The following is a 19,788-nucleotide window of genomic DNA, read 5'->3' as shown; positions in this document are numbered from 1 at the left end:
CTCTCGTCAGGGGGTGGGGTCGGTCGGGTCGGTCGACGCGGGCCCGGGCGCGGGATCGCAGAGCGCGGTCGCCGACTCGGGGTCGGTGTGACCGTCGACGGTCGCCTTGACCGACACGGAGGTCGCGCCGTCCGGGACCACGCTGCTGTAACCGTAGGCGATCCCCTCGGGGTCGCTCGAGACTCCCCCGGGGAAGCCCGGCCCGGCGAACGTCACGACGACGGACGTCACGGGCGTGCCGACGTTGCGGGGCTCCGACGCTCCCAGGGGCGCGCCGACCGTGCAGGAGGACACGACGGCCCTCGTGTCGACCGGGGTCGCGCTCGTCGCGGCCGACGCGGGACCGCACTCGTCGCGGGTCTGACCCGTGCGGCAGGCCTGCAGGGTGACGCTGAGAGGCACGCCGTTCCCGTTGTCGTCGGCGATGAAGCCGTCGGCGGGCACGGGACGCCACTCGCCGGAACCGAGCCGGTACCGGTAGGAGTCGACGGCTCCCGGTGCGGACAGCCCCTGGACGCGCGCCTTGAACAGACCCCCCGGGCCGCGGTACTCGACGGCCACCGATCCCTCGGCGCGACCCGGCGGCGTCACGCTCTCCGCCGTCGCGCCGGCGCTCGAGCAGAAGATCCCGTTCGACGCGACGACCGTGTAACCGTAGGTCGCGTCCCGGTCGGGCGACTCGCTGTAGGTGGTCGACGAGAGGCCCTGCGCCACTCTGGTGCCGGTCGCCGAGCACCCGGTGACCGTCGTCCCGGACGTCGACCGGTAGACGTCGAAGCGGGGAGCCGACCCTCCGGCCGCGCCCGGCACGGTCCAGGAGATCGACACCTGGTTCGTCGTGGCTCCGGCCCGGACGGCGAAGGCGCCGGGGACGCCGACGGCTGCGGCCCGAACCGCGCTGCTCCGCGACCAGTCGGACGCGTCGGCGACCTGCGCCCTGTTGGTCGCGAAGACCCGCACGTCGTAGCGGGCTCCCGGCACGAGGCCGGGGATGGACGCCGACGTCGAGGTCGTCGACCGCGGCCCCGGCGCCCCGTCGCCCGTGATCTCGACCGTGTAGCCCGTCACGGCGGTCCCTCCGGCAGGTCGCGGCACGGCGGCCCATCGGACGTCGAGGACCCCGGGCGCCGTCGTCGACGGCGACACCTGCACGTCACCGGGAGCCGCGGGTACGAAGTCGGCACGGTACGGGTCGCTCGAGGCGCTGGGCTCCGAGGCGCCCACGGCGTTGGCGGCGACGACGGAGAACCGGAAGGTCTGCTCGGGATCGAGGTCGGTGAGGGTGCAGACCGTCGACACGCCGCAGTCCCTCGTGTAGACCGTGCCGCCCGACCCGACGCCCGTGAGACGGAAGCCGGTCAGAGGGGAGTTGTTCGACGCCGGCGCAGCGTACGAGAGCGTCAGCCGGCCGCCCGAGGAGTCCCCGACTCGGACGGGTGCCACCGGGGTGTCGGGGACGTCCTGGACGGAGACCGTGACATTGCCCCAGACCGCGCGCGAGGGATCACCGGTCGCGTCCACCACCTGGTACTGGATGTTGGCGTCGATCGGCGAGGCCGTCGCGGCCACGCGCACCGCCAGCGTCCGTCCGTCGTCGCTCGGCGTCACGGCGACCCCGGCCGGCAGCGAGGCGCCGGCCAGACCGCGGATGCCGCCGACGCGCAGGGGCTGCCCCGGGAAGGGGTTCCGGCTCTCGTCGTTCGCGAGCACGTCGACCGTGGCGGCCCCGCCACGAGCCACCACGACCGTGTCGGCGGCCGGGGCGACCAGCGGCCGGGTCGAGCCGACGACGGACAGCCGCACCGCGCCTCCTCGTCCGACGGCCGCGGAGTCGGAGACCGATACGGGCAGGGTGCGCGTGGTGCCCTCGACCGTCGACGCGGCGGCGGTGACCGTCAGCTCGCGTCCTGTGAGATCGAAGGAGAACCCCGGCCCGGACGCCCGTCCCAGCTCGTACCGGAGCTCGCCGACGTCGTCGGGGTACGGGTAGGTCGTCACCCTCGAGAGGTCGATCGAACGCGACTCCCCCGGTTCGAGGTCGAGGGACGTCCCGGTGAACACCGGCGGCTGGTTGTCGCGCGGCGTGACCGTGATCGGCAGCACGAGGGTCGCCGTCCGACCCTCGGGGTCGTCGGCCGAGCGGCCGTCCGTGACCTCGAAGGAGACGGAGGCGACCCCGAAGAACAGATCGGCGGAGGTGAAGCTCAGGGTCGTGTCGTCGACCACGAGGTCGTCGCCGTTCGCGTGGGTCGCCCGGACGGACCCCGCATCGGTCAGCCGGACGCCCCGGTCTCCGGCCGCGATGACGTAGTCCTCGAGATCGATGCGGAGGGTGCTCTCGCTCACGACGGAGAGCGACGGGGCGGAGCGGTCGAGCTGAGGCAGCGCGTCGTCGAAGCCGGGGACCCGAACGAAGGCGAGCGACCGGACGTCGGGGTCGGCCGGGTGCGACACCCAGAACGGGACGATCTGACTCGCGTCGGTCACCGTGATCCGGAGGCGCCTGGCCTCCGTCACCTCGGCCGTCCCGTCGTAGCCGGTCTCGACGCCGAGTCCCAGCCGGGAGGTCGGGACGTCGGCGGAGAAGACGTTCGCGAGGACGTCGACGTCGACCGACACCCGACCGCGGATGTCGCGCAGGTCGAGCACGGTGTCGTCGGCGAGCGGGGGGTTCGGCGGAGCGTCGGGATCGACGGTCACGGTGACGAAGCTCGAGCTCGACCCCCCGCGCGCGTTCTCGACCTCGTACACCACGCCGTAGCTGCCGGGCGTCGACGGCGGCGTGACCGTGACGAGCTCGTCGTCGACCACCACGGCATCGACCGTCTCATCACTCGACTCGACGCCCGTGACCGAGAGATCTCCGCCGTCGGGGTCGGAGTCGTTGTCGAGCACCCGGACGGTGATCGAACCGCCCGGTCGCATCGTGACGTCGTCCTCCACGGCGACGGGGGCCCGGGAGCCGTCCGCCCTGGCCGACACTCCGACGCGCACCACGCCGGTGGCTCGCGCCCCGAGGCCGTCCACCACCGAGTACTCGAACGTGTCGGTGCCCGCCGCGTACGGGCCCGCCTCGTAGTCGAGACGATCGGGACCGGACATCGACACGGCCCCCTTGTCGGGGTTGCTGCCGATCCCGACGAGCTGCACGCTGTCTCCGTCGGCGTCGATGCCGTCGAGCGGGACGGTGATGCGGACCGTCTCGCCCGCGACGACGCGTGCGGTGACGGTCTCCGGCACGGGCGGCGCGTTGGTCGCCGCATCGGACTCCCGGACCGTGATGGTGACCTGGGCGTCGGCGGTCTGGCCGTCCTCGCCGACCGCCGTGTAGACGGCCGACACGATGCCCGGCGTCTCGGGGGCCAGGTAGCGCAGTCGGTCACCCGAGGCGAACAGCAGACCGCCACCCTCCGGCACCGGGCGACGGAGGTCGTGCCCGAGCGAGACCTCGTCGCCGTTCGGCTGCTCGTCGTTCGCGAGGACGTCGATGTCGATGACGTCTCCCGCACGGACAGTCGCCTGATCGTCGGTGGCGACCGGCGGCTGGGTCTGCGAGCGGCGGGGGATCTCCACGACGGTGATGCTCCCCACCGCGGAGGCGAGCCCGTTCGTCACGGTGTACGACAGCTCGACGGGACCGTCGTCGAGGGGTCTGGTCAGCGTCACCCGGACGTAGCGCTGGTCGATCGTCTCGACCCGGAGCCCGGTCGACTCGGGCGCCTGCGAGACCGAGGTCACGAGGAGGACGTTCCCGGCGGGATCACGATCGGTCCCGGCCGCATCGACGGTCTCGCTGCTGAGCGTCTCGACGAACACCGTCTTGGGCGTCGTCACGGGTGCGCTGTTGACGTCGGGCGGCGAGAGCACCTCCACGCGGATGGTCCCGCTCGCGGTCTGGTCGCCGTCGGTGACCGTGTACTCCAGGTTGTGGGTCCGGACCTCGTCGCTCGTGAAGAGCAGCGTCCCCGCGTCGTAGCTCGGAGCGATCTCCGCGCCCTCCTGTGCCGGGACGCTGTTCAGCGAGACCGGGCCCGTGCCTCCCTCGGCGTAGGCCAGGGGCCTGATCGTCGTCTGCCGACCCGCGTAGGCCTGGACCGAGAAGGAGTCGGTCGTCAGCGGGGTGTCCCCCGCCGCCGCGACGGTGATGCGCAGCACGCCGTTGGCCTCGGCGCGCCCGTCGGACACCGTGAGCGCGACGTCCGTGGTCGTCGCCCCGGCGCCGCTGTCCTGGTAGACGACGTCGCCGTCCGGTGCGGACGAGACACCGCCCTCGCCCGAGGCGGACGTCAGATAGAAGGCATCGCCGTCGGGGTCCACCCAGTCGCCCAGCACCGGCGTGGTGACCCGACCCGACGACGCGACCACCGCCTCCGACGATCGACGCTGTTCGGGCGGACCGTTCTCGTCGGGCGACCGGACCGTCACGGTGACCGTCGCCGTGTCCCGTCCGCCCCTCCCGTCCGAGATCGTGTAGTCGAAGACGAGCACGCCGCTCGCGGCGTCGTCGAGGGTGAGGAGCAGATGCTGCCTGTCGTCGACGATGTCGACCCGTCCGGCCGCGTCGTCGACGCCCTCGACCGTGTCGATCGACAGCGGATCGCCGTTCGGGTCGTAGTCGTCGAGCAGCACGGGGAGGCTCGTGGCGCGACCGGCGCGGGCTCCGAAGTCGTCGTCGGCGGCGACCGGCGCCTTCTGGTCGGGGTCGAGCTCGAGCGTGTCGTCGCCGACGTCGTCCTCGTCGTCCTGTCGCATCTCGTCGCGATCGAGCAGGTCGTCCCAGTTGTCGATGAGTCGGCCGCCCGACTGCACCGCCCAGCTGCGACCGGTGACCGGATCGTTCAAGACGACCCGGCGTCCGTTCACGTCGTAGACGAGACCCGCGTCGGCGGGCACCCCCTCGAGTGCGGTGAGACCGCCGCGTGACGACGAGCAGTCGCTCCACTCCGTCCCGTCCGACCAGGCTGCCCGGAGACATCCGTCGACGACCACCGGTCGTGCCGGCGTCCCGTCTCGACCCGAGACGAGCTCGTCGACGCGGTCGGCGGCGAACGGCACGGACGAGAGACCGCTCGGCGTGGCGACGACGAACGCGTCGTCGGCGGCGCCGCCGGTCTGCAGGGCGGAGACTCCATCTCCGCCGCCCGGCACCTCCACCGTGCGTCCGTCGACGGTCAGCTCGCCCGACACCGTGTCGAGCAGCGCCCAGTGGGAGCCGGCGGCCGCCACCTGATAAGGCCCCTCGCCGGTCGTCTCGACGGCCTGCGTCGACGTCACGTCGAGCCCCTGGCCGGAGTCGACCAGAGAGACCATCCCGCTCTCGGCCGAGAACACGACGATCCCTCCCTCGGGTGAGGTGCCGGCCACCAGGTCGCCCCCGAGGCTCAAGTCGGCGGCGGCGTCGCTCGTGAACGAGTCGAGCTCGGCCGCCGGCGTCGACCAGACCTCGCCCGTGCCCCCCGACAGGACGACGGCGCGATCGCCGACGAGCAGCACCTCGGGGCTCTCGGGCGGCAGCGGCACGCTGACATCCGCCGTGGCGGTCGCGGGGTCCACGATCCCCGCCGTCGCGCTCGTACGGTCGACGAGCACGACGGCGGTCGGAGTCTGCACGACCGAGAGATCCGAACCCTGACTCCGGACGGCGGAGTTCAGCTCCCCCACGTCGGGGTTGGCGCGGCCGATCGCCGTCCGCGAGCCGTTCGCCACCCAGACGGTGCCGTCGTCCAGGTCGAGGCGCTGCTGCTCGTACCCCGGCCCGACGAGGGCCACGCCCGCAACGAGTCCCACGATGACGAGCCCGCTGACACCCGTGGCCACCGCCGATCGATGCGATCGCATCCAGGCGCCGAGACGACTCATCCGCCCTCCCCCGACGCGCACGTCTCCGCGCTCGGCTGGCCCGTGCGGCCGGCGCGATTGACGCTCACCGTCACGCAGACCTCGGAACGGTCGGCCGCGTCGCCGACGACGAAGCTCGCGCCCGCCTGCTGGCTGGTGTCGGCCCTCCCGGCGGTGTCGGTCTCGATGACGTACAGGTCGCCGGCCCGCAGGCCCGGATCGTCCCAGCGGAAGGTCACGGTCTCGCCGTCCCGTTCCGCCTCGACGTCGACCACCCGCGGGATGCTGTCCGGGTCGGATCGCACCAGCACCAGCGTGGCGGCCGCCCCCAGAGCGATGACGCCGACCGCGACGGCCACCAGCAGCCCCACCATCGCGCCCCTCGTCCTGCTGCGCCCCTCGCGGCCCGTCCTCGTCGCGACCCCTCGGGAGACGGCGCGATCCCCGACCGTGTCGCCACCGTGGACCGCCCGGGCCTGAGCCTCGGTCACGCGCCGTCGTCGGCGGCGACGACTCGCCGACACCGCCGGGGCGGCCCCCCGGAGGCGCGTCCGGTCTTCGAGGTCCGCCACGGTGGCGAGCGCCCAGTCGTCGACGGCGACCTCGATCGGGGTCTGCGCGACGCCGATCTCGCTCTCGATCCGCTGCAGCTCCCGGATCAGCTCGAGCACGCTCGACGGCCTCTGCTGGGGGCGTCTCGACATCGCCGTCGCGAGGACGCGCTCGAGGCTCGCCGGCACGTCCGTCCGACCGGTGGGCGCGAGGCGGGCCTTGTCGATCCGCGCGATCAGATCGGACGCGGTGTTCTTCTCCCCGCCGAGGATCTCGAAGGGGCTGCGTCCGGCCAGGAGCGAGTAGACGGTCGCCCCGAGCGACCAGACCTCGGACTCGATGGTGCCGCCCGTCTCGTCCAGGAGGACCTCGGGTGCCGACCAGGGGATGGACATGCCGACGACGTCGTTCGGCTCGCTCTCGACGAGCGACGCGGCGATGCCGAAGTCGGACAGGACGGGATGCCCGTAGGCGGTGGTCAGGATGTTGGACGGTTTGAGGTCGCGATGCAGCACACCCTGTCGATGCGCGGTCTCGACGGCGCTGCCGATCTTGACGCCGATGCGGAGGACGTCCGCCACCGGGATGCGGTCTTTTCGGTAGCGATCGCTGAGCGAGGAGGAGCAGAGCTCCATCACGAGATAGGGCCGACCGTCGGCGGACACGCTCGCCTGATGGACGGTGAGGATCGACGGATGCGCGCTGAGCTGCGCCATGAGGTTGGCCTCGGCCTGGAACATCTGACGCACGCGGTCGTCGACGACCTCGCTGAGCATGACCTTCACCGCGACCTGACGACGCGGCATGTTCTGCTCGTACAGGAACACGTCGGCGAAGCCGCCCGAGCCGAGCACCCGCACCGGCGTGAAACCGGGCAGCACAGGGGGCTGGGACGGCAGTCGTCGCGCCACGTCGGCCTCCTCGAAGGTCGGTCGTTCGGTCAGGTGGGCCGACGTCGGGTCGGCGCGATCGATTGTAGGTGTCGCCACCGGGCCTCTCGCCACGAGCGGCGACTCCGTGGGGTGCCGCGCCCTCCCCCACTTCTGGGGAGGGATCGATGAACCTCGACGCGGTGGACCGCGACCCGGGTCACTCGTCGGTCGCGCCGAGGGCCTCGCTCGCGGCACGGACGTCGATGACCACCGCTGTGACGTTGTCGCGCCCACCGGCCTCGACGGCGGCATCGACGAGTGCGCCGGCCGCCGCGAGCGAATCGCTCACGTCGACCAGGATCTCCTCGATGCGCTGACCGGACAGCTCCTTCGTCAACCCGTCCGAGCAGGCGAGGAGGCGCAGGCCGGGTCGGGCGGGCACCCGCCAGTAGTCCGGCTCCTGGTCGGTGTCGAACCCGACGGCGCGGGTGATGACGTTGCTGTCGGGGTGGCCCTCGGCGTCCTCCGCCTTGAGCAGACCGGCGTTCACCATCTCCTGGACCACGGAGTGGTCGACGGTGACCTGGTGGAGCCGCCCCTCGTGCAGGAGGTACACGCGCGAGTCGCCGACGTTGAAGACGGTGAACTCGAAGCCCTCGTCGCCGTGCGTCAGCACGGCGCCCGTCGCGGTCGTCCCGACGCCGAGCTCGGTCTCCTCCGCCGCGACAGCGATGTCCGCCGTCGCACGGCGCAGCGCCTCCTCGACGTCGTCGGTCGAGGCCGTCGCGCCCTCGGACACCTCGAGCATGCGGCGCACGACGGCGTCGCTCGCCACGTCGCCGGCGCTGTGCCCGCCCATGCCGTCCGCGACGACGAAGAACGGCGACTCCGCGAGGAGACTGTCTTCGTTGTGGGCCCGCCTGCGCCCCACGTCGGTCGCACCGGCCCAGTCGAGGACGACCGAGTCGTCGCCGACGGTCACGGTGTGGGCGGTCGTCGGGCGGCCGAGCTCTGTCACGTGTGGGGTTCTTCCTGAGCGGTTGATCTGAGAGGGGCGACGATCTCGAGGGAGTTCCCGTCGCCTAGGTCAACTATCGTGCCTGGAACCGCCACGGTCGACTCGCCTTGCCGAAGTCTCACCGGAAGCCGCGCCGGCGACCTCACGGTCGTGCCGTTGGTCGACCGCAGATCGGTGACCACCACCACGTCGCCGTCCTGCCGGAACTCCACGTGACTGCCCGACACCTCGTGCGTCGGAGACGGGACGGACACCAGCCGGGGTGCGGCTCCGCGCACCACCCGGGGAGCCGTGGGGCGGCGGCCCACGATCACGGGTCCGTCCAGCCGGAAGACGCTGTCCCCGATCACGACGCCCGACAGGCGGCGTGGCGCCGGCGCCCGCGTCTCGGCACCGACCGCCGCGGACCCTCGACGGTCGGTGCGTCGGAGCACCGTGTCGTCGAGCCGGGACAGCACGGTGTCGTCGAGGTGCTCGCCCCGGTCGGGATCGTCGGATCGCACGCGGTCGTCCTTCCGTCGGGCAGCCGAGGAGGCGCGGGTCGCCTCGTCAGACACGCTAGCGCCGGTCGCGCCCCCGGTCGTCTCCTCCACCGACGCCGATCGACGCGATCCGTCCACACCCCCGCCCGCGTCCCGCCCCGCCCCCCTGTGCGCCTCCTACGGTGACGCCATGCCTGACCTCGTCCTCGTGCCTCCGCTCCCACCGGACGACGACCGCGTGGAGGACGACGTCGGCTTCGTCCGACTGGACAGCCCCATCGGCCGCATCGAGATCGTCTCCCGGCACTTCGCCGTCGAACGCGTCGTCGTCGCCGGAACGGGGCCGCTCCCCCACGATCATCTCGACGAACGACCGGACGCTCTGCTGCATGCTGCCCGACGTCAGCTCGGCGACTACTTCACCGGTCACCGTCGGCGGTTCGATCTGCCGTTGCGGATGACCGGCACGATGTTCCAGCGCTCGATATGGTCGGCGCTGACGGACGTCACGTGGGGCGAGACGACGACCTACGGCCGCCTGGGCGGTGTGATCGGCAGCCCGCAGGCCGGTCGCGCCGTCGGCGGGGCCGTCGCGGCGAACCCCCTGCCCCTGCTGATCCCCTGCCATCGCGTCCTCGGGCGCACCGGCGGCGTCACGGGATACACGGTGGGGAGCGGAGTCGAGACGAAGCAGTGGCTGCTCCGTCATGAGGGGATCGTCTATCGGGAGGGCCCGGTGCCGGTCACCTGAACGGACTCCCGCTCGAGCAGCGTCTCGGCGACGAGCAGGGTCTCGTGGCCGGGTTCGACGACGATCTCGTTGTCTTGGCACCAGTCGAAGAAGTCGACGGCGGTCTCGAGCGTCGGTCGATCGGCGAGGAGCGCCGCCATGAGAAGCCCCTTCGACTTCTTGTTGAAGTGGTTCAGCGCCCGCCGACGACCGCCTGCGTCGGAGACGACCCGGATGTAGGTGGATCGGTCGCCCGCGGGCCCGAGCCCGACGTACCCCTCGGAGCGCAGGTCGACGACGAATTCGCCGGCGTCGTCGAGCACCTCCGAGACGGGTCGGCGCCAGGTCGATCGGAGCGACGCACCGGGCAGTCGGGAGTCGTGCGACAGCCGGTACGCGGGGATGAGATCGGTGGCACGCACCGGTCCGAAGAGCGCCGAGTGCACGAGGATGTGGCGGTGGGCCCATTGCCAGGCGGCCGGAGACAGGCGCGCGGCATCGAGAGGGTCGAACAGCACACCCGTGTATCGGCTCAGTGCGCGCATGGTCGGAGAGGTCTCGATCTCGCGATCGCGGACGACTTCGTGAAGCTGCCGGGGGCCGAGTTTGAGAGCGGAGAGGGCCGCGACGTCGTCGGATGCCAACAGCGACAGGCGCCCGATCACGTCACGACGCACGCCTGTCAGGCCGGGGTAGGCGAGGCCGTCGAGTTCGAGCCTGGACGCACTGCTGCCCCCGTCGAGTTTCGTCTCGGACGGGGGCAGCAGGAACAGCACGGTGTAGCGGAGGACGAACGGGTCAGACGAGCTGCGCGTTGCGCGCGACGACGGTGACCGTATCGTTCTCGACGGACAGGAACCCGTCGTCGGCGGTGGCCTCGACGGTCGTGCCGTCGGACAACCGGACGCGCACCTGACCCGTGGCCAGGATGGCGAGGATGGGCTCGTGACCCGGGAGGATCCCGATCTCACCCTCGGCGGTGCGAGCGACGATCGACGACGCCTCGCCCGACCACACTTCGTGGTCGGCCGAGACGACGCTCACTGAGAGAGCAGCCACGATCAGCCGTTCTCCTTCTGGATCTGAGCCCACTTCTCTTCGACGTCGGAGATCGAGCCGACGTTGAAGAACGCCTGGGTCGCCACGTGGTCGAACTCGCCGTCGGCGATCGCCGTGAACGACTCGATGGTCTCTTTCAGAGGCACGGTGGAGCCTTCGACACCCGTGAACTTCTTCGCCATGTACGTGTTCTGCGAGAGGAACTGCTGGATGCGACGGGCGCGCGAGACGGTGATCTTGTCCTCTTCGGAGAGCTCGTCGACACCGAGGATCGCGATGATCTCCTGGAGCTCCTTGTTCTTCTGGAGGATGGCCTTGACGCGGATGGCCGTGTTGTAGTGCGCATCGCCCAGGTAGCGGGGGTCGAGGATGCGGCTGGTCGAGGTCAGCGGGTCGATCGCGGGGTACAGACCCTGCGATGCGATCTCGCGGGAGAGCTCGGTCGTGGCGTCGAGGTGCGCGAAGGTCGTCGCCGGGGCCGGGTCGGTGTAGTCGTCCGCAGGCACGTAGATGGCCTGCAGCGACGTGATCGAGTGGCCACGGGTCGAGGTGATGCGCTCCTGGAGGACGCCCATCTCGTCGGCGAGGTTCGGCTGGTAGCCCACGGCGGAGGGCATGCGACCGAGGAGGGTCGACACCTCGGAGCCGGCCTGCGTGAAGCGGAAGATGTTGTCGATGAAGAGCAGGACGTCCTGCTTCTGCACGTCGCGGAAGTACTCCGCCATCGTCAGCGCCGACAGGGCGACACGGAGGCGCGTTCCCGGCGGCTCGTCCATCTGGCCGAAGACGAGGGCCGTCTTGTCGAAGACACCCGCTTCTTCCATCTCGGCGATGAGGTCGTTGCCCTCGCGGGTCCGCTCACCGACACCGGCGAACACGGAGACTCCACCGTGGTCCTGTGCGACGCGCTGGATCATCTCCTGGATGAGGACGGTCTTGCCGACGCCGGCCCCACCGAAGAGGCCGATCTTCCCACCCTGGACGTACGGGGTCAGGAGGTCGATGGACTTGATGCCGGTCTCGAAGAGCTGCGTCTTCGACTCGAGCTGGTCGAAGGCCGGGGGCTTGCGGTGGATCGGCCAGCGCTCCGTGATCTCGATCTGCTCGTCGCCCTCGAGGTTCAGGATGTCGCCCGTGACGCTGAAGACCTTGCCCTTGGTGACGTCGCCGACGGGAACGGAGATGGGGCCGCCCGTGTCGGTGACGTCCTGGCCACGGACGAGGCCGTCGGTGGGCTTCAGCGCGATGGCGCGGACGAGGTCGTCACCGAGGTGCTGCGCGACCTCGAGCGTCAGCTCGCTGGTCGTGTCGCCGATGGTGATCGTGGTCTTGAGCGCGTTGTAGACGCCCGGGATGGCGTCGTGCGGGAACTCGATGTCGACGACGGGGCCCGTGACCCGGGCGATTCGCCCGACGCCGGGAGCCGACTCGGTCGCGACCGGCGCGGTTGCGGTGTCAGTCATGGCTTCTCTCTCTTCGGATGATGAAACTGGGGTGCAGATCTACTTGGCCGAGCTGAGGGCGTCGGCGCCGCCCACGATCTCGGAGATCTGCTGCGTGATCTCGGCCTGTCGGGCGTTGTTCGCCAGACGGGTGAAGTCGCGGATGAGGGTGTCGGCGTTGTCGCTCGCCGCCTTCATGGCCTTCTGACGGGCCGCGTGCTCGGAAGCCGCGGACTGGAGCATGGCGTTGAAGATGCGGCTCTCGATGTAGACGGGCAGAAGCGCGTCCAGCACCTCCGTCGGATCCGGCTCGAAGTCGTAGAGCGGGAGCACCTCGTCGTCAGCAGGCTCTTCGATGCCCTCCACGACCTCCAGGGGAAGGAGCCGGACGACCTCGGGGACCTGGCTGACCATGTTCACGAAGCGGTTGTAGACGATGTGGATCTCGTCGACGCCGCCCTCGGCCGCCTCGGTGAGGAACTTGCCGACGACCGCGTCGCCGATCTCCTTCGCCGTCGCGAACTCGGGCTGGTCGGTGTTGCCCGTCCAGATATGCTCCGCATCGCGCTTGCGGAAGGCGAAGTAGTTCTGAGCCTTCCGACCGACGATGTAGAAGACGACGTCCTTGCCCTGGCTGCGCAGCAGCTCGGCGAGCTGCTCGCTCTCCTTCAGCGTGTTCGAGCTGAACGCGCCGTTGAGACCACGGTCGGACGTGAAGACGACGATCGCAGCGCGCTCGATCGTCGCGGGCTCGGTGGTGAGGATGTGATCGACGTCCGAGAACGTCGCCACCGCCGACACCGCCCGCGTGATGGCCCGCGAATACGGACCCGAGGACTTCATCCGCGCCTGCGCCTTCTGGATGCGCGACGCGGAGATGAGCTCCATGGCGCGCGTGACCTTCTTGGTCGTCTGCGCCGAGCGGATCCTCTGTCGGTAGACCCTGAGTTGGGCTCCCATTGTTCTCCTGTTGTCTCGTCAGTCGTGATCGTCGAAGAGCGCGTCAGCGCTTCGTCTTGACGATCTTCTCCTGGTTGACGTCGTCGGCGTCGGTGGCCGTGAACTCTTCGCGCCCGACGGAGGCGAGGGGCTTGCCCTCACCCGTCTGGAACTCCTGCTTGAACGAGTCGATGCCCGAGTCGAGGGCCGAGACGATGTCGTCGCTCAGCACGTTCGTGTCGCGCAGCTTGCTCAGCACGTCGGTGTTGCGACCCATGTAGTCGAGCAGTTCGCGCTCGAACCGGAGGATGTCGGGGACGGGGACCTCGTCGAGCTTGCCGTTGGTACCGGCCCAGATCGAGACGACCTGCTCTTCGACGGGGTAGGGCGAGTACTGCGGCTGCTTGAGCAGCTCGGTCAGACGCGCACCACGGGCGAGCTGGCGACGGCTGGCAGCGTCGAGGTCGGATGCGAACATCGCGAACGCCTCGAGCGACCGGTACTGCGCCAGTTCGAGCTTCAGCGTGCCCGAGACCTTCTTGATCGACTTGACCTGAGCGTCACCACCGACACGCGACACCGAGATGCCGACGTCGACGGCGGGGCGCTGGTTCGCGTTGAACAGGTCGGACTGCAGGAAGATCTGACCGTCGGTGATCGAGATCACGTTGGTCGGGATGTACGCCGACACGTCGTTCGCCTTGGTCTCGATGATGGGCAGACCCGTCATCGAACCGGCACCCAGCTCGTCGGAGAGCTTCGCGCAACGCTCGAGCAGACGCGAGTGCAGGTAGAAGACGTCGCCGGGGTACGCCTCGCGGCCCGGCGGACGACGCAGCAGGAGCGACACGGCGCGGTACGCCTCGGCCTGCTTCGACAGGTCGTCGAAGATGATGAGGACGTGCTTGCCGCTGTACATCCAGTGCTGGCCGATGGCCGAGCCCGTGTAGGGCGCGAGGTACTTGAAGCCGGCGGGGTCGGAGGCGGGAGCGGCGACGATGGTCGTGTACTCCATGGCGCCGGCCTCTTCGAGCGCACCCTTGACGGAGGCGATCGTCGAGCCCTTCTGACCGATGGCCACGTAGATGCAGCGCACCTGCTTGGTCTCGTCGCCGGACTCCCAGTTCGCCTTCTGGTTGATGATGGTGTCGATGGCGATGGCGGTCTTGCCGGTCTGGCGGTCGCCGATGATCAGCTGACGCTGGCCGCGGCCGACGGGGATCATGGCGTCGATGGCCTTGATGCCGGTCTGCATGGGCTCGTGGACCGACTTGCGCTGCATGACGCCGGGAGCCTGGAGCTCGAGAGCACGACGACCCTCGGTCGCGATGTCGCCGAGTCCGTCGATCGGGGCGCCGAGCGGGTCGACGACGCGGCCGAGGTAGCCGTCACCGACGGGGACCGAGAGGACCTCTCCCGTACGGGTGACCTCCATGCCCTCTTCGATGCCGGAGAACTCGCCGAGGACGATCGCGCCGATCTCGTCTTCGTCGAGGTTCTGGGCGAGGCCCTGGGTGCCGTCCGCGAAGCGGATGAGCTCGTTCGCCATGACGCCCGGGAGACCCTCGACGTGCGCGATGCCGTCGGCGGCGTCCGTGACGTGGCCGACCTCCGTGGTGGAGGCCTTCGACGGGTCGTACGACGAGACGAAGTCCTTCAGCGCGTCGCGAATCTCATCGGGGCTGATCTTGATGTCTGCCATTGTGATTCCTATTCGTAGCGAGGCTTCAGGAGGCCTCGAGTCTGTGTGGGGGAGGTCGCGTCTAACCGGCGAGCTGGAGTCGGAGGAGACTCAGCTTCGTAGCGACGGTCCCGTCGATGACCTCGTCGCCGACCTGCACACGCAGACCGCCGATGATGGCCGGGTCGATGACCTGGTTGATGCGGAGATTACGCCCGAACTGGCGCGCGAGCCCCGCCTCGAGACGAGCGACGTGCGACGAGTCGAGCCGGGTCGCACTCGTCACGGTGGCCACGAGCTGGTCGGACTGGTCGGCGACGATGTCGGCGGCCGTGCGGAGCAGCTCGCCGATGCGCCGACCGCGAGGCTGGCGCACGAGGTGCGACACGATGGCGAGCGTCTGAGGACTCGCCTTGTCGCCCAGCAGACGCTGGACGAGGCCCGCCTTCGACGACGCGTCGCTGAGCTTGGTTCCGATGGCCAGCTCCAGCTGAGCGTCGGATCGGACGACGGCGTCGAACGCGAAGAGCTCGTTCTCGATGCCGCTGTCGCCGGGGGCGCTGAGTGCGATCACCCGGAACCCGAGTTCTTCGATGCCGGCGAGCAGATCGCGGGACGACGACCACCGACTGCCGACGACCGACACGAGCAGGGCCCGTGCCGCCTCGGAGAACGAGCCGAAGAGCCGGTCCACGAGCTGCTTCTTGACGACGACGTCTGTCGACGGATCGGCGAAGTAGGCCTGCAGCTGCACCGAGCCGCCGATGACCCGGCCAGCGTCGAGCAACTGCTCGCCGGTGGCCAGGTCGGCCGCCCCACCCAGATCGGAGAGGACGGACCGTGCCGACCCGAGGGCCTCTCGGGACATGGAACCCATCGTCAGCTGCCCGCCTTAGCGTTCTGGTCGGCTTCGAGGTCGGCCAGGAAGCGGTCGACGACTGCCGACGCCTTGGCGTCGTCGTTGAGCGACTCGCCGATGACACCCGACGCGAGGTCGATCGCGAGCGATCCGACCTCGGCCCGGAGGGAGGCCACGGCGGCCTGGCGCTCGGCCTCGATCTGGGCGTGTGCAGATGCTGTGATGCGATCGGCGTCGGCCTGAGCCTGCTGCTTGATCTCGGCGAGGATCTCGTTGCCCTCGGCACGCGCCGCCTCACGGATGCGCGCAGCCTCGGCCCGAGCGTCCGCGAGCTGCTTCTTGTACTCGTCGAGGGCCACGGCGGCCTCGGCCTGAGCGGCCTCGGCGTGCTTGATGCCACCCTCGATCTTCTCGGCGCGCTCGTCGAGGATCTTGCGGAACCTGGGGATCGCGAAGATCCCGAAGAACGCAGCGATGACCACGAAGACGACGAGGGACCAGAGGATGTCGTAATCGGCGGGGAAGAAGATGGCAGCCCCTTCGGGCGCGCCGCCTTCGGCCGCGAGGATCGTCTCGATCATCGGTGTGTCGTCCTAACTGATCAGGAGAAGATGAAGCCGGCGGCGAGGCCGATGAAGCCCAGCAGCTCGGTGAATGCGATACCCAGGAACATGGTGACCTGGAGGCGGCCGGCGAGCTCGGGCTGACGAGCCATGGCTTCGACGGTCTTGCCCGCGACGATGCCGATACCGATACCGGGGCCGATCGCAGCGAGGCCGTAGCCGACGGTCGCGATGTTGCCGTTGATCTCAGCGAGGATCGTGGTGGTGTCCACTTGTGTTTCCTTCCGGTTGGGCGGTGTCCGTCGGTCGACGGACGCCGTCGTCGTTCTTAGTGTTCTTTCGCCGCAGCCTGTTGGATGTAGACCGAGGCGAGGAGTGTGAAGACGTAGGCCTGCAGGATCGCGACGGCCATCTCGACGATGGTCATCACGAAGCCGCCGATGAGGGTCAGGGCGCCGAAGGCCATGAACCCGCCGCTCATGCTGAAGAAGAAGAAGTGCGTCGCCGCGAAGCAGAGCACCAGCAGGAGGTGTCCGACCATCATGTTCAACAGGAGTCGGAGGGCGAGCGAGATCGGACGCACGATGAAGATGTTGATGAACTCGATCGGCGTCAGCAGGATGTACATCGGCCACGGGACACCGGGCGGGAAGAGCGCGTTGCGGAAGAACGTGCCCGTACCCGCCTCGCGGATGCCGGCGTAGATGAACATGATGTACGCGACGACGGCCAGCAGCAGCGGCATGGCGACGACGGACGTGCCGGCGATGTTGAGCCCCGGGATGATGCCGGTGATGTTCATCGCGAAGATGCCGAAGAACATCGCGGCCAGGATCGGCAGGTACTTGCGACCGAGTCGTTCGCCGAGGATCTCCTCGACGATCTGGATGCGGACGAAGTCGAGGCCCAGTTCGGCGATGCTCTGCCCACGGGACGGGATGAGCCGGCCCTTGCGGAGAGCCAGCCAGAACAGCAGCAGCATGACGGCGATCGCGAAGAGGCGGACCAGCATGATGCGGTTCAGTTCGAAGGGCGTGCCCTCGAAGAAGATGGCGGGCGGGAAGAACTCGTCAAGAGTCGGGGCGTGGAATCCCCCGTCTCCGTGGCCGGCATCGGCGGCGGAGAGCAGGTTCACAGCGTTCGCTATCAGCGCTATCTCCTGTGTCGGGGCGAGCACCCTGAAGTGTCGCGACGATTGGTGGGTTTGTCATCCGATAACCCGCAGAGAATCGCGGCCGGGGAACGGAGATAACCCTACCAAGGTATGGACCGCAGAGACGAATCGGCTGAGCTTATTTCACCCGCTGCAGTGTTCGCTGGCAGGTCTGCAAGGGTCTGCTGTCAGTCGCGTGGCGCCGGGGGCAGCGACGCGTCGCTCACGTGCGACAGACGCCCCCTCACGACCACCAGGGCGTCGATCGCGAGCGTCCCGATGATCGAGACCACGAGCGACAGGAACAGCACCACGTCGTCCACGAACGGCTGATCGCGCACGAGCACGAGAAGGACGATGAAGATGACGAGCTTGAGGAGCCACGCGCCCATCACGATGCCGAAGAAGGCGGCGAGCTCGAAGCGGATCGCCACGAGCATGCTGGCGGCCGTGATGCCCGCGAAGAGCACGGCGAGGGCTGTTCCGAGCAGGGCGCTGTACAGGCCGTCGGTGCCGGCGGCGAGGTAACCCGCGCCTCCTCCGACGACGGCGATGACGAGGGCCAGCACGGCCGTGTAGCGCAGCACCTGCACGAAGATCGATCGGGCGTCGTTCATGGTCGTTCCTTCGGGGGTGAGAGTTCCGGGACGGCGGCCTGTGCGGCCGTGTCGGTGTCGGCGGGGTCGAGCGCGGAGGCCGCTTCGTCGAGCGGGTCGAAGCGACCGGATGCGCTGACCTCGAGATCGTCACGCGGGGTCGTCTGGACGGCCATCTCGACGCGCTTGCGTCGGCTGAGCGGCGCGAGCGTCGCGGCGGTGCAGGCCACGAGCCCGACGCAGAGGAACACGATGACGAAGTACGTGGGCTTGACGAAGAGGAACATCAGGCAGCCGACGGCGACGACGACCGTCCAGGCGTAGAAGATCAGGACGGCCTGGAAATGCGAGTGGCCCATGTCGAGGAGGCGGTGGTGCAGATGCTTCCGATCGGCGCTGAAGGGCGACTTGCCGGCGCTCACCCGGCGGAGGACCGCGAGCCCGAAGTCGAGCAGCGGCACGATGAGGATGGCGAACGGGAGCAGGATCGGGATGAAGGCCGGCAGGAGCGCCGTCCGTGAGATCTGCGCCGGGTCGATCTGACCCGTCACCGAGATGGCGCTCGTCGCCATGAGGAGCCCCGTGAGCAGGGCGCCCGCGTCGCCCATGAAGAGTCGGGCGGGGTGCCAGTTCAGCGGCAGGAAGCCGAGGCAGGCGCCGATCAGCACGGCGGAGATCAGCGCCGCCAGGTTGAAGTACTCGGTCTGACCGATGGTGATCGAGATGACGAAGCTGTAGACGAAGAACACGCCGTTGGCGACGATGGCCACCCCGGCGACCAGACCGTCGAGTCCGTCGATGAAGTTGACGGCGTTCATCACGAGCACCACCGCGAGGATGGTGAGGATGAGCGACATGTAGGGCGAGCCGATGGCCAGGCTGCCGCCGAGGGGAAGCGAGACCAGCTGGACGCCCTGCCAGGCCAGGACCCCCGCTGCGATGATCTGCCCGGCGAGCTTCGTCATCCAGTCGAGGTCGTAGAGGTCGTCGACCACGCCGATGACGACGATGATCGTCGCCGCCGCGATGATCGCCAGCGGCGGACCGGCGTCGGCGAACACGAGGCGGAAGTAGTCGACACCGGAGATTAGGGGGAAGATCAGCCAGGCGGAGAGCAGCGCCACGACCACACCGGCGTACATCGCGACGCCGCCGAGTCGCGGGGTCGGCGTCTTGTGGACGTCGCGTTCGCGGATGGTGGGATAGATCTTGTACTTGAGGCCGACCCGCCAGGCCACCACCGACATGACGAAGCTGACCGCCGCCGCGATGGCCATCGCGAGCAGGTAGTACCTCACGCGATCGCGTCGACTCCGACGACGCGCGTGATCTCGGTGTCGGCGAGCACGCCGTGCCGGACGATCCGGAGCACGCCGTCTTCGGCGGCGGTCGCATCGACGATCGTCGAGCCGGTGTTCGCCCCCGGGCGCCGCTCGTAGTCCGAACCGACGGCGGCGGCGTCGAGGTAGACGGAGACCGAGTCGCCGAGCATGTCGCGGGCGTCGGCCGCCGTCGTCGCCGCGGGCCGACCCGTGAGGTTCGCGCTCGAGACGGCCAGCGGGCCGGTCTCTTCGAGCAGCTCGAGGGCCAGCGGGTGACTCGGCATGCGCAGGGCGACGGTGCCTCGGGTCTCGCCGAGGTCCCAGGTGAGGGAGGGCTGCGCGCGGAAGATGACCGTCAGCGGCCCGGGCCAGAACTCGTCGAGCAGCGGCCGCACGACGTCGGGGACGGACTCGGTGAGGGCCGCGAGCGTGTCGAGCCCCTTGATCAGCACGGGCGGCGGCGACTGACGCCCGCGACCCTTCGCGTCGAGCAGGCGCTGGACCGCGGCGGGGTCGAACGCGTCGGCGCCGACGCCGTAGACCGTGTCGGTGGGCAGGACGACGAGCTCACCGCGCCCGATGGCGGCGCGCGCGAAGCGCATGCCGGCGAGCAGTTCGGAGTCGACGGAGCAGTCGTAGAGAGAGGCCATGACCTGTCGATAGTAGTGCGACGGACCGCAGA

The 19,788-nt window shown here is 69.6% G+C and carries 17 protein-coding genes; 1 reads left to right on the top strand and 16 read right to left on the bottom strand.

All coding sequences use genetic code 11. The annotated features are described in order from the left end of the window. Positions 1–6: 6 nt before the first annotated feature. The 4 genes from ACZ6JE_RS10080 to ACZ6JE_RS10065 form a co-directional block, all read right to left on the bottom strand. Positions 7–5,859: an Ig-like domain-containing protein gene (locus tag ACZ6JE_RS10080; protein ID WP_464318861.1), complete on the bottom strand. Its 5,853-nt coding sequence runs from the start codon at positions 5,857–5,859 to the stop codon at positions 7–9. Further along, positions 5,856–7,379, bottom strand: a complete 1,524-nt coding sequence (locus ACZ6JE_RS10075; RefSeq protein ID WP_464318860.1) for a serine/threonine-protein kinase — start codon at positions 7,377–7,379, stop codon at positions 5,856–5,858. The genes ACZ6JE_RS10080 and ACZ6JE_RS10075 overlap by 4 nt, the downstream gene beginning before the upstream one ends. A gap of 100 nt (positions 7,380–7,479) precedes the next feature. Continuing rightward, positions 7,480–8,280 carry a PP2C family protein-serine/threonine phosphatase gene (locus tag ACZ6JE_RS10070; protein WP_243215131.1) on the bottom strand — a complete coding sequence of 267 codons (801 nt, stop codon included), beginning with the start codon at positions 8,278–8,280 and terminating at the stop codon, positions 7,480–7,482. Continuing rightward, positions 8,277–8,837 (bottom strand): FHA domain-containing protein, encoded by a 561-nt coding sequence (locus ACZ6JE_RS10065; protein WP_464318859.1) that lies wholly within the window; start codon positions 8,835–8,837, stop codon positions 8,277–8,279. Before ACZ6JE_RS10065 ends, ACZ6JE_RS10070 begins: the two co-directional genes overlap by 4 nt. Before the next feature lie 115 nt (positions 8,838–8,952). On the opposite strand from ACZ6JE_RS10065, the gene ACZ6JE_RS10060 reads away from it, so the two are divergent. Then, complete coding sequence (locus tag ACZ6JE_RS10060; protein WP_464318858.1) at positions 8,953–9,513, top strand: methylated-DNA--[protein]-cysteine S-methyltransferase; 561 nt, start codon at positions 8,953–8,955, stop codon at positions 9,511–9,513. Here ACZ6JE_RS10060 and ACZ6JE_RS10055 read toward each other — a convergent pair. The 12 genes from ACZ6JE_RS10055 to ACZ6JE_RS10000 form a co-directional block, all read right to left on the bottom strand. After that, entirely contained in the window at positions 9,483–10,268 is a 786-nt protein-coding gene (locus tag ACZ6JE_RS10055) for a YaaA family protein (protein ID WP_243215129.1), read from the bottom strand. The genes ACZ6JE_RS10060 and ACZ6JE_RS10055 overlap by 31 nt on opposite strands. 22 nt (positions 10,269–10,290) lie before the next feature. Continuing rightward, positions 10,291–10,551: a F0F1 ATP synthase subunit epsilon gene (locus tag ACZ6JE_RS10050; RefSeq protein ID WP_192058106.1), complete on the bottom strand. Its 261-nt coding sequence runs from the start codon at positions 10,549–10,551 to the stop codon at positions 10,291–10,293. Positions 10,552–10,553: 2 nt separating this feature from the next. Further along, entirely contained in the window at positions 10,554–12,014 is a 1,461-nt protein-coding gene (gene atpD, locus ACZ6JE_RS10045; RefSeq protein WP_192058108.1) for a F0F1 ATP synthase subunit beta, read from the bottom strand. Positions 12,015–12,053: 39 nt separating this feature from the next. Continuing rightward, positions 12,054–12,953, bottom strand: coding sequence for a F0F1 ATP synthase subunit gamma (locus ACZ6JE_RS10040; RefSeq protein ID WP_464318857.1), 900 nt, complete (start codon positions 12,951–12,953; stop codon positions 12,054–12,056). Positions 12,954–12,996: 43 nt separating this feature from the next. Continuing rightward, complete coding sequence (atpA, locus tag ACZ6JE_RS10035) at positions 12,997–14,634, bottom strand: F0F1 ATP synthase subunit alpha (RefSeq protein WP_192058112.1); 1,638 nt, start codon at positions 14,632–14,634, stop codon at positions 12,997–12,999. Positions 14,635–14,695: 61 nt separating this feature from the next. Then, positions 14,696–15,490, bottom strand: a complete 795-nt coding sequence (locus ACZ6JE_RS10030; RefSeq protein WP_192058113.1) for a F0F1 ATP synthase subunit delta — start codon at positions 15,488–15,490, stop codon at positions 14,696–14,698. Positions 15,491–15,492: 2 nt separating this feature from the next. Then, positions 15,493–16,053, bottom strand: coding sequence for a F0F1 ATP synthase subunit B (locus ACZ6JE_RS10025; protein WP_192058115.1), 561 nt, complete (start codon positions 16,051–16,053; stop codon positions 15,493–15,495). 20 nt (positions 16,054–16,073) lie between these two features. Further along, positions 16,074–16,307 (bottom strand): ATP synthase F0 subunit C, encoded by a 234-nt coding sequence (atpE, locus tag ACZ6JE_RS10020; protein WP_043594505.1) that lies wholly within the window; start codon positions 16,305–16,307, stop codon positions 16,074–16,076. Between the two features lie 56 nt (positions 16,308–16,363). Beyond that, positions 16,364–17,170 carry a F0F1 ATP synthase subunit A gene (gene atpB, locus ACZ6JE_RS10015; protein ID WP_192058118.1) on the bottom strand — a complete coding sequence of 269 codons (807 nt, stop codon included), beginning with the start codon at positions 17,168–17,170 and terminating at the stop codon, positions 16,364–16,366. Positions 17,171–17,376: 206 nt separating this feature from the next. After that, entirely contained in the window at positions 17,377–17,805 is a 429-nt protein-coding gene (locus ACZ6JE_RS10010) for a hypothetical protein (RefSeq protein WP_192058120.1), read from the bottom strand. Beyond that, positions 17,802–19,082 (bottom strand): MraY family glycosyltransferase, encoded by a 1,281-nt coding sequence (locus ACZ6JE_RS10005; protein WP_320478307.1) that lies wholly within the window; start codon positions 19,080–19,082, stop codon positions 17,802–17,804. The genes ACZ6JE_RS10010 and ACZ6JE_RS10005 overlap by 4 nt, the downstream gene beginning before the upstream one ends. Beyond that, complete coding sequence (locus ACZ6JE_RS10000; RefSeq protein ID WP_243215124.1) at positions 19,079–19,756, bottom strand: L-threonylcarbamoyladenylate synthase; 678 nt, start codon at positions 19,754–19,756, stop codon at positions 19,079–19,081. The genes ACZ6JE_RS10005 and ACZ6JE_RS10000 overlap by 4 nt, the downstream gene beginning before the upstream one ends. Positions 19,757–19,788 lie beyond the last annotated feature (32 nt).

It is taken from the genome of Frigoribacterium sp. AC759 (genome assembly GCF_979256015.1).
Note: the sequence above shows the minus strand (reverse complement) of the source record. Positions and strands in the feature narration are given on the sequence as shown.

What these genes read in the sequence shown, in the direction of transcription:
- ACZ6JE_RS10080 (WP_464318861.1), bottom strand. Translation starts at nt 5,859, where the DNA reads ATGAGTCGTCTCGGCGCCTGGATGCGATCGCATCGATCGGCGGTGGCC.
- ACZ6JE_RS10060 (WP_464318858.1), top strand. Translation starts at nt 8,953, where the DNA reads ATGCCTGACCTCGTCCTCGTGCCTCCGCTCCCACCGGACGACGACCGC.
- atpD (WP_192058108.1), bottom strand. Translation starts at nt 12,014, where the DNA reads ATGACTGACACCGCAACCGCGCCGGTCGCGACCGAGTCGGCTCCCGGC.
- ACZ6JE_RS10040 (WP_464318857.1), bottom strand. Translation starts at nt 12,953, where the DNA reads ATGGGAGCCCAACTCAGGGTCTACCGACAGAGGATCCGCTCGGCGCAG.
- atpA (WP_192058112.1), bottom strand. Translation starts at nt 14,634, where the DNA reads ATGGCAGACATCAAGATCAGCCCCGATGAGATTCGCGACGCGCTGAAG.
- ACZ6JE_RS10030 (WP_192058113.1), bottom strand. Translation starts at nt 15,490, where the DNA reads ATGGGTTCCATGTCCCGAGAGGCCCTCGGGTCGGCACGGTCCGTCCTC.
- ACZ6JE_RS10025 (WP_192058115.1), bottom strand. Translation starts at nt 16,053, where the DNA reads ATGATCGAGACGATCCTCGCGGCCGAAGGCGGCGCGCCCGAAGGGGCT.
- ACZ6JE_RS10010 (WP_192058120.1), bottom strand. Translation starts at nt 17,805, where the DNA reads ATGAACGACGCCCGATCGATCTTCGTGCAGGTGCTGCGCTACACGGCC.
- ACZ6JE_RS10000 (WP_243215124.1), bottom strand. Translation starts at nt 19,756, where the DNA reads ATGGCCTCTCTCTACGACTGCTCCGTCGACTCCGAACTGCTCGCCGGC.